The organism is Daejeonella rubra (assembly GCF_900103545.1).
Taxonomy (GTDB): domain Bacteria; phylum Bacteroidota; class Bacteroidia; order Sphingobacteriales; family Sphingobacteriaceae; genus Daejeonella; species Daejeonella rubra.
In genome coordinates this window covers 67047-82107 of sequence record NZ_FNHH01000018.1, presented here as the reverse complement: position 1 = coordinate 82107, position 15061 = coordinate 67047, and the positions used below count along the sequence as shown (strand labels likewise).

Annotated in this window: 10 protein-coding genes; 3 read left to right on the top strand and 7 right to left on the bottom strand. The window is 40.8% G+C overall.

From position 1 onward, the window contains the following. The first annotated feature begins 41 nt into the window (after window positions 1–41). Window positions 42–1817, top strand: a complete 1776-nt coding sequence (locus BLR27_RS12665; protein ID WP_221406336.1) for a c-type cytochrome — start codon at window positions 42–44, stop codon at window positions 1815–1817. Between the two features lie 158 nt (window positions 1818–1975). Further along, complete coding sequence (locus BLR27_RS12660; protein ID WP_090705414.1) at window positions 1976–3658, top strand: PLP-dependent transferase; 1683 nt, start codon at window positions 1976–1978, stop codon at window positions 3656–3658. A gap of 668 nt (window positions 3659–4326) precedes the next feature. Here the strand turns inward: BLR27_RS12660 and BLR27_RS12655 are convergent. Next, window positions 4327–6060, bottom strand: a complete 1734-nt coding sequence (locus BLR27_RS12655) for an ATP-binding protein (protein WP_176767699.1) — start codon at window positions 6058–6060, stop codon at window positions 4327–4329. 202 nt (window positions 6061–6262) lie between these two features. On the opposite strand from BLR27_RS12655, the gene BLR27_RS12650 reads away from it, so the two are divergent. Continuing rightward, window positions 6263–6838 (top strand): Crp/Fnr family transcriptional regulator, encoded by a 576-nt coding sequence (locus tag BLR27_RS12650; RefSeq protein ID WP_090705410.1) that lies wholly within the window; start codon window positions 6263–6265, stop codon window positions 6836–6838. Window positions 6839–6993: 155 nt separating this feature from the next. Here the strand turns inward: BLR27_RS12650 and BLR27_RS12645 are convergent, their stop codons facing one another. From BLR27_RS12645 to BLR27_RS12615, 6 genes are all read right to left on the bottom strand, one after another. Then, the gene (locus tag BLR27_RS12645) at window positions 6994–7572 is read right to left on the bottom strand and encodes a YceI family protein (protein WP_090705408.1); all 579 of its coding nucleotides are present in this window, start codon (window positions 7570–7572) and stop codon (window positions 6994–6996) included. A gap of 22 nt (window positions 7573–7594) precedes the next feature. Further along, on the bottom strand, window positions 7595–8113 hold the full coding sequence (locus BLR27_RS12640; RefSeq protein ID WP_090705406.1) for a Rossmann-fold NAD(P)-binding domain-containing protein: 519 nt from the start codon (window positions 8111–8113) through the stop codon (window positions 7595–7597). 1107 nt (window positions 8114–9220) lie between these two features. Beyond that, entirely contained in the window at window positions 9221–9712 is a 492-nt protein-coding gene (locus tag BLR27_RS12635) for a RidA family protein (RefSeq protein ID WP_090705404.1), read from the bottom strand. Window positions 9713–9798: 86 nt separating this feature from the next. Beyond that, window positions 9799–10839 carry a sialidase family protein gene (locus BLR27_RS12630; protein ID WP_090705429.1) on the bottom strand — a complete coding sequence of 347 codons (1041 nt, stop codon included), beginning with the start codon at window positions 10837–10839 and terminating at the stop codon, window positions 9799–9801. 1220 nt (window positions 10840–12059) lie between these two features. Then, window positions 12060–13778 (bottom strand): FAD-dependent oxidoreductase, encoded by a 1719-nt coding sequence (locus tag BLR27_RS12620; protein ID WP_090705400.1) that lies wholly within the window; start codon window positions 13776–13778, stop codon window positions 12060–12062. After that, the gene (locus BLR27_RS12615; protein WP_176767698.1) at window positions 13775–15022 is read right to left on the bottom strand and encodes a sugar MFS transporter; all 1248 of its coding nucleotides are present in this window, start codon (window positions 15020–15022) and stop codon (window positions 13775–13777) included. Before BLR27_RS12615 ends, BLR27_RS12620 begins: the two co-directional genes overlap by 4 nt. Window positions 15023–15061: the final 39 nt, after the last annotated feature.

The window sequence follows — 15061 nt, the reverse complement described above, 5'->3', positions numbered from 1 at the left end:
GGTAACCTTTCCCTCGGAATCGTGGCGTACTTTGCTTCGGAATGGGCGGCGTACTTTGTGTCGGAATCGTGGCGTACTATGGAGCGGAATATCCAGCTGCCGCCATACTTTCTATTGCTCTGCTTAGCCATACCCTGATGAGAAATCCCGGAGGACTCCCTCCTTCTGATCCGGACAATGGCGGGATTACACTTCCGGGAGGCTTTGAAGCAGTGGTAGTTACTGATAGCATTGGTCCGGCGAGGCACCTGGCAGTAAATGATAATGGAGATATCTATGTCAAATTGAGGTTTTCAGCAAAAGGAGGCAATGTAGCCATGCGGGATACCGATAATGACGGAAAAGCCGATATTATTCAACATTTCGGAAGCTATAAAGATGTTGGGAGTTTGGCAAATGGTATGCGTATCCACAAAGGATATCTTTATTACAGTTCTTCACTGGCCATTTACAGAAGCAAACTTACTCCCGGCAAACTAATACCGGAAAGTGAGATGGAAACCGTTCTGACCGATGATCACGGACATGGCGCACACTGGCATATAACCAAGCCTGTTTCATTCGATGATAAAGGATTTATGTACGTACCTTTTGGAACACCCTCCAATAACTGCATGGACATGGCAAACACTCCCGGAGGAAAGCCGGGGCAGCCGGGAATAATGCCTTGTCCGGAGCTTGAGCAGCATGCCGGGATCTGGCGTTTTGATGCCAGCAAAACCGGACTCACACAAAAAGACGGAACCTTATTCGCAACCGGTCTGCGCAGTATTGTAGCGATGGACTGGAATAAGGCAGATAAAAGTTTATATGTTGTGCAGCATGGAAGGGATAATTTACACCGTTTGTTCCCGGACTTGTATACTGCCTGGCAGAGTGCAGTATTGCCTTCAGAAGAATTCCTGAAAATAAAGGAAGGTGATGATGCAGGATGGCCATATTACTATTATGACCAGATGCAGAAAAAGAAATTAATGACACCAGAGTACGGTGGAGACGGCAAAAAAGAAGGCAAAGGTAAAGAACTGGCACAGCCATTAATAGGATTTCCGGGACACTGGGCACCGAACGACCTCTATTTTTACCAGGGAAACCAGTTTCCTGCACGATACAAAAATGGAGCATTTATAGCTTTTCATGGTTCAACAAACCGGGCACCTTATCCGCAGTCGGGTTATTTTGTAGCCTTTGTACCCTTTAAAAACGGTGCTCCTACCGGCGACTGGGAAGTATTTGCCGATGGTTTTGCCGGTGTAGATCCGATAGTTAACGTTAAAGATGCGATCTATCGCCCAATGGGAATTGCCATGGGACCCGATGGATCTTTATACATCAGTGAAACTGAAAAAGGAAAGATCTGGCGCGTGATGTACAAAGGTGATAAAAAGAATTTCGGCACTGCACAGCTGGCAGAGATGGAAAAACATAAACTTCTTTCTCATATCCGGACACCAGATGAAGTGAAAGATAATCTTGAAAAAGGGAAGATCCCGGAAAATGCAAAGCTTTACAATACCTACTGTGCTGCCTGTCACCAGAATGATGGTAAAGGAGATGGTAATCGCTTCCCTCCTCTTGGCGGAACGGATTGGGTAACGGGAGACAAAACAAAGTTATTGAATACCTTACTGATGGGATTGAATGGTGAGATCGTGGTGAATGATAAACCATATAATGGGCTGATGCCTGCTCATAATTTCCTGAAAGACGAAGAAGTAGCTAATATTTTAACCTATATCAGGCAAAATTTTGGCAATAATGCCTCTGCTGTTAGTGTTGAAGAGGTAAAAGCATACAGAAATAGCCAGAAGAAATAAAAACAGGCAATATTTTATTTTCAGGGATCGGATGTAACATGAATACTACCTATATTAGACTTTAATATATACTCAAGTCTTTAAATTAGACTATTCTTTATTCCGAAACTATAAAAACGTAAAAATCAATCTCAATATAACTTAAACTAAATAATTCAATGAAACGTAGAGACGTTATTAAAGGTCTGACATTGCTGCCATTAGCCGGTGGAGTTGTTGGAAGTGCTCAGGCTGCAATGGCTGCTCCGGCCGGTGCTGAAGGAGCAGGCCTTGCTGGTATGCTTGGTGGCGAGAAAGCTGCAGCAGGATCAGCATTATTAGGTCCTGAAGTGTATCGTGCACTTGGGGTGGAACCGGTAATCAATTGCCGTGGTACATTCACAATTATCGGTGCATCTACTTTAGTTCCTGAAGCTAAAGAAGCAATGTACAATGCTCAATCAAACTATGTTCAGTTAGATGAACTGGCGATGGGCGTTGGTAAAAAATTAGCTGAATTATCAGGAGCAGAATGGGGAGTTGTTTCTTCAGGCTGTGCCGGAGGAATTAAGATCGTAACTATAGCCAGCGTAACCGGTGGAAACCCTGAAAAACTGGTTCGCTTACCTGATATAACAGGTATGGATAAAGATGAAGTAATTATCCCGCGTAGATCCCGGAATGTGTATGATCACGCCGTAAGGAATGCGGGTGTAAAAGTGATCACTGTAGATACTCAGGAAGAACTGGAAGCTGCGATGAATTCCCGTACTGCTATGATCTATATGATGCCTACTAAACCGGGTGATACTGGTCCTCTTTCTGTCATTTCAATCTCAAAGGCTGCCAAAGCAAAAGGGGTTCCTGTATTAGTTGACGCCGCAGCAGAAGCGCTGACCTTAAATCCAAATGTTCACCTGGCTGATGGTGCAACTGTAGTTGCATATAGCGGAGGAAAGGCTATCCGTGGTCCTCAAAGTGCGGGTTTATTATTAGGCGATAAGAAGCTTCTTATGGCCGCATGGCAATCTGGTGCTCCGCACCATGGTCCTGGTCGTGATAATAAAGTTGGTAAAGAAGAGCAGATCGGTATGCTTGCTGCTGTTGAAGCATGGACCAAACGTAATCATGCACAGGAAGAAATTACCTGGACAGGTTACCTTGAGACTATTTCAAAGCGTGTATCTGCAATTTCAGGTATAACAACCAATATCCGCCAACCACAAGGATTGGATAACCGTACTCCTAACCTGAACATTTCATGGGATCCATCAAAGTTCAATGCAACAGGACAGGATATCGCGACCTATCTTTCAACAACTACTCCGCGTATCGCACTTAGTGCAGGTGGTGGAGGTCGTGGTGCAGCAGGTGCAGCTAATTCAACTTCTATCAGTATTGCTGCATGGATGATGCAACCTGGTGATGACAAGATCGTTGCTGAACGCATTTTTAATGCCCTTTCAATGAAGCGCCCCCCTGTACCTGAAATGAAAGCTCCGGCAGCAGACATTAAAGGACGCTGGGAAGTTACTGTAGAGTACTTCAACGAAACGAGCAAACATACCTTCTTTATTGAACAGCAAGATTCCAATTGGCTTAAAGGTTCTCACAAGAGCACATTTACAACCAATGAATTGGAAGGTACCATTGAAGGAAACGAAGTTAAATTCAGAAGTGCATCAAGAATGTTAGCTGATAATGTTCCATTTACTTTTTCAGGAACACTTTCAGGTGATACCATGTCTGGAAATATACATCATGGTGAATACCTGACTTCCAAGTTCACTGCGAAGAAATATATTCAGCCAAGCAGCCGCCAAAAAATCGTTGTACCTGTAGGTCCACCACTTTCAAGCTAATTGCAATTTAAATTAATAAAAATGCCCTGTTTTCATTGAGAACTGGGCATTTTTATTTACATCCCGAATCCTGCTCTTCAATAACTGAGGGAAATTTGTGGGAAAGGAGATCCAAGAACCAAGAGCCAGGATTCAGGACGATGAAGTGGTAGTTTGAAATTACCGGTATTTTTTCAGTGATCGGTATTCTCCCATACCACAAGCCGATGTGCCTAAAAAAGATACAAATCAATCTGAAATGAATGTCATGCCGAAACCTGCTCTTCCGCAGGTGAGGGAACTTCGTAAAACTGGGCACAAATTTGCCTTTAGAACAAAAAATTCCTTCACTTCGTTCAGCCTGCCTGCCGGTAGGCAGGGATGAAACGTGCATAGCGTCTAAAGAAAAATAAATCAATTCAAATCGAATGTCATCCCGAATCCTGCCCTTCCGCAGGTGAGGGACCTTCGTGAAAACGATAAACTTTTTTCAGTTCTAGACAAATTTTCCTATCCGTCCATGTCCACCGCTGGCGGGGGAATTAAAGGGGGTGGTTCTTTAATTTGAAAGATTCAGGCAGAAGCTTAACCTCTTATTCGCACCAAATACAATTCAGCAACACCTTCTGAACGTTTTGGCATCAAAATAATCTCAGACTGACCTAATGACGAAAACAGGAGTCAGAAATTCAGGCATTCTTATGAATTTTATTTTTATACTCCAAAAGTTTTGCAAACAACTCCTTAGAGTTATATGGTTTAGATAGATGATCATCCATTCCTGCTTCACGAATCTTTTCGCTTAAATTACTTGATACAGAGGCCGTAAGAGCAATAATTGGCACGCTTGACTTTACTGCATCAGGCAAATTTCTAATTCGTCTGCTTGTTTCATAACCGTCCAGTAAAGGCATGTGAACGTCCATCAGGATAATGTCATAATGGTTTGTGTCATACTTGTCCAGGGCTTCAAAGCCATCTTTTGTAAAGTCCGGAGTATTATTCCATTTGAGAAAAATCTTTTTTAACAAGAGACTATTAATTGGGTTATCCTCCACAACTAAAATTTTAAGATCCTTAATATCATAGGTATTACCCTTAATATCTAAACCACTATTTACAGGTTCTTTATCAATTTTAAAAGCAATATCAAACCAGAATCTGGCTCCCTTACCTTCAGAACTTTCAAGTTTAATGGTACTGTGAAATAGTGCAAGCAGACGTTTTACTATGGCCAGCCCCAGCCCAGTTCCACCGTAATTTCGGGTTGTACTCGTAGAGGCCTGAACGAAAGGCTCAAAAATAGCGTCCTGTTGTTCTCCATTAATACCAATACCAGTGTCAATTACAGAAAATCGAATATTGATCAATTCACTATCACTACTGATAACATTCAATCGGATGGTAACACTGCCTTCCGCAGTAAATTTGATGGCATTACCGGCAAGATTATAGATGATCTGACTGATACGGGTTGGATCAGTACAAACTATCGATTTTTTTATTTCATCATCAACTTCAAGGTTAAGCTGAAGTCCCCTTTCCTTTGCCTGTAAGCGGAGACCAGAACAAATATCATGCAATAAAGTGTACAAATTAACTCCAATTGCCTCCAGATAAAGTTTTTCGGAACCAAGTTTATTAAAATCAAGGATATCGTTTATCAATGTATGCAGACTTGCTGCAGAGAAATTCAGGATCTTAAGATTCTCTTCCTGATCAGGAGAATTAGATTCTTCCCTTAAAAGTTCAGCCATACCGATCACAGAATTGAGGGGAGTTCTGAGTTCATGAGACATGGTGGATAAAAAATCCGACTTAGACTGGGCAGCTAAATTGGCCTCTTCAACTGCCAGTATCAATCTGGCATTGAGCGATTCCTTTTCTAATATATTCTTAGCAGAGGCCTCGTGATATAAATAATGGGCTATGATAATGGTCAAAAAATTCAGGAACACTGTTATTTCGTAAGCGGGAGATGCAAGTTTATTTGAAGCCAACTCAGATAAATCAAGATTATTTCCAATGAACATATAGGTCAGAACCGGGGCAACTCCAAATATTGAATAAACAATTCCATATGTCCTTCCAAGCAAATAAAAACTGCTCAGAATGATCATAAATATAAACTGAAGTGCCATAATATTGATTGCCTTGGCAAAGACAAACAAAATTGAAAACACCATAATTAAGCCCATCCAAACCATAACATGAGCTATTGGAATGGTGTATTTTTTATTGATCAGTAAGATTTTATATAAAATAAAATAGATGATCAGAAAAATTATAGAACTTTTAAAATGAATATTAAGCTCATTCTCATATATAATAGAAACTATTATGAGGAGCTTTACAATTGATAGGATTAGAAATGTGTAAACGACCTTAACCTTAGACTGTTCAAAAGCCTCGGGTATCGTCAAAAGTAATTTTTTTAACGACCAATTAAATAAGGAGGGTTTGTCAGGCATGTTTTTCAGGTGCCTAAATCTAAAAAAATTATATGATAAATTTAAATTCAAGCTTATCGTTATTGTTATGTAACTAAATCATTTCAATCCAGGCATACTTCTAGAATATTTGAGTGCAAAATGCCATATTTGGGATAGATAAAAATATCGATAAATGTTTGAAGTCCTTTTTTCAAAAGTTGAAGAAAAAATAACGCTGAATGAGGTGGAGAAAGAGATCTGCAGAAGCCTGTTTATTCCTAAAAAATTAAGAAAAAGACAATACATCCTTCAGCAGGATGATATATGCAAAAATCTGATCTTTGTTGAAAAAGGCCTGCTACGTTCTTATAGCGCTGATGAAAAAGGAAATGAACATATCCTGCAGTTTGCTCCTGAAGGATGGTGGATAGCAGATATATACAGTTTTTTCACCGGAGAAAACTCTGCTTATAATATTGATGCTATAGAAGAATCTGAGTTACTTTTAATCACAAACCCCGCTTTAGAGCAATTATATGAGCGGGTTCCTAAATTTGAACGTTATTTCAGAATACTGACTCAGAATAATATGGTTGCCATGCAAAAGAGGCTCACTTCTGAATTAAGCAGTTCTGCAGAAGAAAAATACCTCAAACTTATTTCTGCTTATCCCAACATTGTTTCAAGGGTACCACAACACATGATCGCCTCCTACCTGGGACTTACACCGGAGACATTAAGCAGGATCAGGAAACGGATAGTTAGTTGAATAGGGTGTGCAGAGAATGAATCAACGGCCTTTTAAGCCGTACTCGCAAGAATTGCATCAAATCTCCGGTCGTTGAACCTTATTAAATCCCGGATAGATCAAAAAAAAATGGATAATCGAACCAAAGTCCAATTATCCAATTTGAATATTAATATTTATTTAGCAACAGCAAACTCTCCATCTGCTTTAATCTCAACTTCGTCGCTGATCATTGGAGCAGGGAAACCAGAGCCAAGATTGAAATCTTTACGTGATAAAGTTCCTGTTAACTGAAATCCTGCAACATTGGCTTTAGTCATAGGATGAAGAATTGTTCCGCGGTAAGTAAGGTTAAGACTTACCGGCTTAGTAATTCCATGCATGGTAAGATTTCCACTCAATGTATATTTGTTCTTTCCATTTGGCTTGATGGAAGTGCTTTTGAAAGTCAATTTCGGAAATTTAGAAGCATCAAAAAAGTCAGGGCTTTTTAAGTGATTATCTCTCATTTCAATCTCAGTATTGATCGAACTGATATCTGCGCTCAATTCAAAAATGCCATCACTAAAATCTGGTTTTGAAGATTTAATTGTTACATCAAAATTTTTGAACAAACCTTCTACATCAGAAATACCAAGATGTACAACTGTAAAATTTAATTTAGAATGTGCTTTGTCAACATTCCATGTAGTTTGTGCGAAAGTTGAAGCCTGACTCAAAATAGCCAGAAGGGCAATTAAAATTGATTTTTTCATTTTTGTTTTTTTTATGGTTTAATTAAGGTGTTACTGTTAATTGAGATATTCCCGGAATAAATCCAGACAACATCAATAATGTCATTGTTTCATTTAAGGCCTCTTCATCAAGTCCTCCAACGTAAAATACTTTTTGCTTCTCCTGATCATTTGTCAAATACAATGATATGATATGCGCATTTGGCAATAAATTTTGCAAGCCTGTTGAGGGTAGTGCGTTTAGTGCCTCCTGTGCCGAATCCACATAAGCGATCACGGTCTTTTGAGTTACAAAATCTCCTATCCAAGCAGCGATCATCTCCTGCAGCTCATAAGACAGTGCAAGAATGATACTGTCAGCCTGCCAACTGGCTTCTGTCGAACAATCCAATAATTCAATATCCGCTGATGGAGTTTTTATCAGGATCTGATCCCGAAGATCTGTTAATGCTTGCTTTACTTCAGAAAGCAACAAAAGCCTGTAGTTATTCGAAGCCAGGCTTTCAGCTAATACTGAAGCATGTTTTTCTGTGGCACCGAATATGGCAATACTTTTGATCATCTGAATTCAAATTACTGTCAGCAAATTTATCGTGAAGAATTTGAACCATTAATGACCTGTGATAAGAAATGTTATTGATGCAGATCAAGAAGTTTGGAGAGAACTGTTAACAATCAGAAGGTTTTCTTCTCTTTCCTGTTTTCGTCACAGAAATTGAAAAAGCTTCAAAATATGCCAAATCAGCGTTTATAGATACTTTTTTATGTTAAACTGAAGACCCGCGTATCTTTATTTTACTTTGGTCGGTATTCTCACCAGCAACCCTAATTTGTGATCCTGTGGGTGCTGACTGAAAAATCAACCAAAGGGAAATCTCCATAGAGGAGTCCGAAGAGGCGCTGCGCTAAACTCGGAAAGGGGGAATCATTGATATTTGAGATAAAAAAATAAACATAAAATGAACCACAAATTAGTCTGGCACTGAACTTTCATTCACATCTCTTCCTCCGCCCAAGGCGGATGGTGCGGTAAAGACAACCTTAGCCAACCCACTGACTTTCATAGCATCAGACGCAGCGGTGGCGTTTTGGTCACTTTTTTGCTAAAGAAAAAGGACTAGCCTCCGCGGCAATGAGCGGGCAAAACATCATTAAATTAGCTAATCATATCTTTTGGGTTGATGTTCGCCGTACCACAAGCCAATGTAACTATAAAAGATAAAAATCGATCTGAAACGAATAACATACCGAATCCTGCCCTTTAGCAGGTGAGGTACCTTCGTGAAAACTGTAAACTTTTTTCAGGCCGAGTCAGAGTAATTTGAAAGATTTAGGCACAAGTTTAACCTCCTATTCGAACTAAATACAATTCAGTAACACCTTCTGAATGTTTTTTGCATTAAAATAATCTCAGACTGACTCAATGACGAAAACAGGAGAAGGTATTCTTCTCTTTAAATGAAAACTAATTCGAACAGTCCGGTTTGAAGAGGATTTGGAGAAGGAATAAACCTGAATCAGATTTGTGATAAATTTAGACGTTCAAGATTTGGAAATAATACTGTCTATCCCGAAGTGGATAGCAGAAAAATAACCCATTAGATCCGGGAATATCATTGCTTCGCCATCAGAATGATTTTAATATGAAAATTAACGAAATTTCTGAAAATCAATCTATATAAGCCACACAATCGATCTGTACCAATATTCCATCTCTTCCCATTTGATCAACACCACAGCCACTGTAAGAACGAACAGGCTTCGGATCAGGGAAATAATCTCCATACACCTCGTTGAGTGCCTTGATGTTCTTATTTGGTTCAGCCAGGGTCATATGTACTTTCAATACATTAGCCATATTCGTTCCGGCACGCTCCAGCAGATCTTTCATCTGTTCCAGGGCACTTTTGATCTGCACCTGAATATCTCCCGGTTCCTTTCTCCTGTCTGCATACCAGCCACCAATACCACTCACAAACACTAAATGTCCGGAACGGATACATGCAGACAAGGGACTTGAACTAGGATATTTACTTGCGATCGCCACTTTCTTAGGTGTCCAATCAGATTTCTGCTTTATCTCTGCTTCAGCAGTTTTTGTACCAATTGCGCCAGCAAGTGGAAGAATAGTGAGGCTTTTTAGAATTTCTCTTCTTTTCATGATTGAGATGTGAGATAGGAGATGTGAGATATGAGATATTTAATAATTATGAAGAATTATTGATAAGGGTTATTTCTTTTCAAAAATCATTTGTTTTCAATAACAAGGTATTTTATATTTTTCCTGTCAAAAGTATAGGAAATATGCACCTTTCCATCACTGCTTTGTATGATTGCCGGATAGCTATACTCTTCCTTTGTACCGTCTTCCAGAACGAGTATATCCTTCCAGTTTTTACCATCAACCGACTGGGCAACATTCAGTTTAAACCTACCGTTAAACCACTCCTTTCCTGGGATCAGTGGATTATAAACGATCAGCTGGGAACCATCCTTCAAGGTTACAGCATCTGTTCCTGAATTGGGATTAAGCAATTCTGTACGCTGCATCTTGGTCCAGGTCAAGCCCTGATCTTCCGACCACGACTCTATCACATTCCCTTGCTTGCTCCGGCATAGGATCTGTAACCGACCTCCGGGATAGCTCAGAATACTGGGCTGGATCACTCCAAACTCAGTCCCCGGATCAACAGGAATCCTGGTCCAGGTCTTACCCTGATCTGCAGACCGTTCAATATGTACTTTCCAATTTTCATTTTCTATGGACTCTGTACTGGAAGGGGAAAGAATTGTGCCATCGGAAAGCTGAATGGGTTTATTCTTTATCGGACCAAGAATACCATCAGGCAAACGAACTGCGTCCGACCAGGTTTTACCATGATCCGCTGAGGTTTTATACATTCCCCACCACTCTCTTGGGTTCGGACCGGCTTTATAAAATAGGATCAGTTTATTTTCCTGCGTTTTGAATAAAACAGGGTTCCAGAGCGGAAAAACATCCTTGGCACCAAAATCACCCTCAGCAACTGCCACAGGTGCCGACCATTTGCCTTTTGTATTCGTGGATATCCAGATCTTTACATCCTTATTCCCTTCATGAGAACCACCAAACCACGCAGCCAATAATTCACCTTTTCTGGTTTCAACTAAGGTTGAAGCATGGCATTGCGAAAAAGGGGCATCCTGAAATATAAGCTCCTCCCTGACTTTTATTAATACACTTTGAGCAGATAAAAAATCCGGGTTCAGTAGAAATACAAAAAAAACAACGAAGCCCCTATTTTTCATATCAATCCTTTCTGCTGATAACAAGTATATTAATTTCGATTCTGTTTAAAAAATGCATTTTAAATCAATTATGTCAGGATAAAATTAGAAATTAAAATTGAAATCATCCCGCTCATGCCGCGGGAGAGGGCACTTACTTTTCCCATCAGCTGGAAAAGTAAGCAAAAGAGCCGCGGCTTCCCGGTATTTGTTGTAAATCCACGCTTTATCCTATCGGTGTAATCCAAGCCGTGTTAAGGGAAGTGAAATATATGAATGTAACTACAACACTTCTCCGGATTACTTAAAGGCAGTGATTCATGATTGTTAATGCAAGGATAAAGCGCGCCTTTACTGCCAAATCCCAGGAGGCCGATCTCTGCAAAAGGCAAAACCGGTAATTTATGAACGGTTTTTACCCATAGCAATCCCCAGCTACCATTCATATCAGATAAACGGTTCCAAAGGACAATTCTACCGGTGTAAAACCGGAACAAGGTGCCAGCTAAATCAAAAAATAGTTGCAATTTCTTTCAAGTAGCACTTCCGAGCATTAGATTTTGGGATCTCCTGCTTTCGTCACAGAAATTGAAAAATCTTCAATATATGACAAATCAGCGTGTAGAGGTATTTTTTTTGTTAAACCGAAGACCCGCGTATCTTTTTTTTCCTGTGGTGGGTCTTCTCACCATCCATCCTAATTTGTGATCCTGTGGAAACTGAAAACTTAAACCAAAGGGAAATCTCCATAGAGGAGCCCGAATAGTCACTGCGCTAGACTCGCAAAGGGGGAATCACTGATATTTGAGATAAAAAAAATATACATAAAATGAACCACAAATTAGTCTGGCACTGAACTTTCGTTCACCTCTCTTCCGCCTTGGCTGGTGCGGAAAAGACAACCCTAGCCAATCCACTGACTTTCATAGCATCAGACGCAGCGGTGGCATTTTGGTCACTTTTTTGCTAAAGAAAAAGGACTAGCCCCCGCGGCAATGAGCGGGCAAAACATCATTAAATTAGCAAATCATTTCTTTTGGGTCGATGTTCCCTGTACCACAAGCCGACTTACTTAAAAAAGATAAAAATCGATCTAAATCGAATTTTATACCGAAACCTGCACTTTAGTTAGTGAGGGAACCTCGTGAAAGCATTAAATTTATTTCGATTCTGTTAAAAAAATGCATTTTCAATTTACAAATATTCCTGATGCTTTAGTCTATAAGCTTTAGCCTTTGAGCTTAAGGCTTAGGCCACTTCAGCTCCACTCCCTGTTTCACAATAAAATCCTGGAACTCAGAAAGTAATTGTTTTCCTTCTCTAACTTGTTTCGGGATAACCTGCTTTTTAAGAGAGTAGGTGACCAATAAACCAACTGTTTCGCCAATACTCCATTCAACCGGATGCAGTCGGTAACAACCATTAGTGATATGAGTTGTACCAATATTTTTGTTTGCAGGAATCAGGTTTTCCATTCGAACAGGAAGCAATGAGCCCAATGGGATCTGAAATGGCAGAGATGAAAAATCAATGTAATTATTCCCCCGGCTACTGGGATGCAGATCAATATGGTAATAGCCGATACCCACTGTGTCGTAGAAGTCGGCAGCGATCTTTCCAGCAGCAGGCCCGGCAACCTGGATCCGGTTCTCCTGACCAACATGTTCTTCCAGCACAGTAAATTCAGCCTTAATACGCCTTGATTCACGGATATAAGGGTATTTTGCCATACCGTCTTCCGTTCCCATGATATCTTTACGCAAACGAAGGCCCGGCCATCCCTGTTTTCCATCCGGGCGTGGTGCTTCTGTTTGAAGCCAGTGAAATAAAGATAAACTTAACTGCTTCCCTCTTCCTACATGATGATTGAACTCCTTCTGAGATACACCAACCAGATTACCCAGTGTATAATCATTCTGAGGCCAGTTCACCGTTGAGATATCACCTTTAAAAGCACCAGGAGTGAAATTGTCTTTTGCAAGTATGCGACGGTAATTCCAAAGGTTCAGATATGGATCTGTAGAGCTGCCATCAGGATTGAATCCCAATGGTTTCTTTTCTAAAGTTTTTGGATTGGAATAACTCAGATCAAGCAATTTACCGGACCATGCAGGGGCCATTTTAGGAACCAGGTTTCGCCAGAAATCGTATTCTGCTGGTTTATTGCCCACATTATTTGATCCGGGAACATAATCCATCGCAAAACACATGGTAAATGCCTGCTGGTTATCCGGATCGGCCTTTAATGGCGCATGCAGTTCATGAGTTTCATTTCGCGATTCAGTGCCCATTACAAATTCAGTGCCGGTCATTGGTAGTAATTCGCCGGTTTCAGTAGCATCCACAAAGTATGGAGCAGTTAAAATAAGTGTGCGGCCGGATCTTAAACTCTGAGCTTTCAAAGCTTTCACTTTATTTCCTGAATACTCGGCAGAGCTGATCTTATGCTCAAGCAGCAAAGTTAATTTCCCTGAACTGATATATGGGGCAAGCATATCATGCAAAACTGCCAGAGAAACCCTTGGCTCGTGGCAAAGCGCAGAAACCATCGCATTTCCCGGATTAAGCCTGGGCCTTGCTTTAGCCGCATCTGTGATCGGGTAGTTATTTTTGTAATAATTCCTGACCGCATTTCTGTAATCGCGATAAGCTTTAGGGGCACCATGAGTTTCGATCCAGCTATGTTCATCCGGAGGTACTCCCTGTGAGGTAAGCTGGCCACCGATCCAGTCGGTTTCTTCGGTCATGACCACGTCCAAACCATTGCGCAAAGCAGATAAAGCTGCTGCACAGCCTCCTACTCCTCCCCCGGCGATCACCACACTGCCATGCAGTTCAGAGGATTTCTGTTCCACTATAGAACCAGATGCAAATGAGTGATTTGGGAATGCTGACAATGCTCCTGAAGCCAAACCTGTAGCTCCCAGTCCTGTCAGACTTATAAAATTTCTTCTTTTCATAAACTTTCAGCTTTTGACTTATAGCCGTTAATCCCAAAAAATACGATGTATAAATAACAAAGAACCGGAATCATAAATGCTACAGCCCATGTTGAATGATCTTTTAAATAACCTTGCGAGAATGAGATGATAGCACCACCTGCAATGGCTGTTGATAATATTCCCGAAGCCTTGGTGGTGTATTTGCCCAGGCCCTGAACGGAAAGCGAGAAAATAATAGCGAACATCACTGAATTGAATAATCCTACGCCGATCATCGACCAAACGGCGAATGTCCCGGCAGTACTAACAGAAAGCACCACCAGCAATATTGCAGCAGCGGCACAAACCGTAAGGACAAATGAAGGTTTTAATGTTTTAAGCAGGTAGGAACCGAGCAAACGACCAGCAAGCATTCCACCCCAATAGTAGGAAACATAAGAATTTGCATCTTCAACGCCCATACTTAGTGTATCGGCGATGTAATTAGTAAGAAAAGTACCAATTGATACTTCAGCACCTACATATGCAAAAATAGCCCATGAACCGAAGTTCAGGTTACGGAATGAGAAAATACTCCTTCTTTCTTCAGGAGTAGCCAAAATGCTTTCGGCACCGGCACTTATCTTTGGGAGTTTTAAATTATAAACAACCAGTGCGATACAGATCAGCAAAGCAGCAATTCCTAAATAAGGATATTTTACCGCATCGCTGGAGGTACCAGATTCCTGCAACCTGGATAGAATAAAGTGGGCACCAAAAATGGGTGCTACCGTTGTTCCGATGGATCCTACTGCCTGGATTAGTGTAAGACGTGAAGAGGCTGTCTTCGCCGGACCAAGAGCAGTGATATAAGGGTTTGAAGCTACCTGTAATACCACAATACCGATCGCTAAAACAAATAAAGCGGCAAGGAACAAATAATAGAGATGCATATCGGCTGCAGGGTAAAATAATAAAGCTCCGACCGCCGCAATGGCAAATCCAAGTACCATTCCATTCTTATAACCGATCTTCTCGACGATCATACCTGCAGGAAATGACATAAGCCCGTAGGTCAGGAAAAAGTAGAATTGCACCAGGGATGAATCCGCATAACTTAAGGTGAATCCTTCTTTAAAAAAAGGCACCAGAGTATCATTCAGGCAGGTAATAAAGCCGTTCATGAAGTAAAGAACTGCAAGCGAAATAAGTGCAGGCATGTAATTCTGCTTGCTGCTCTCATTATCTGAGATCACTGCATTTTGCATAGGGATGTTTGCCATATTCTTAAAATTTGAATTCTTCTTCAGCCTTTAGCTTAA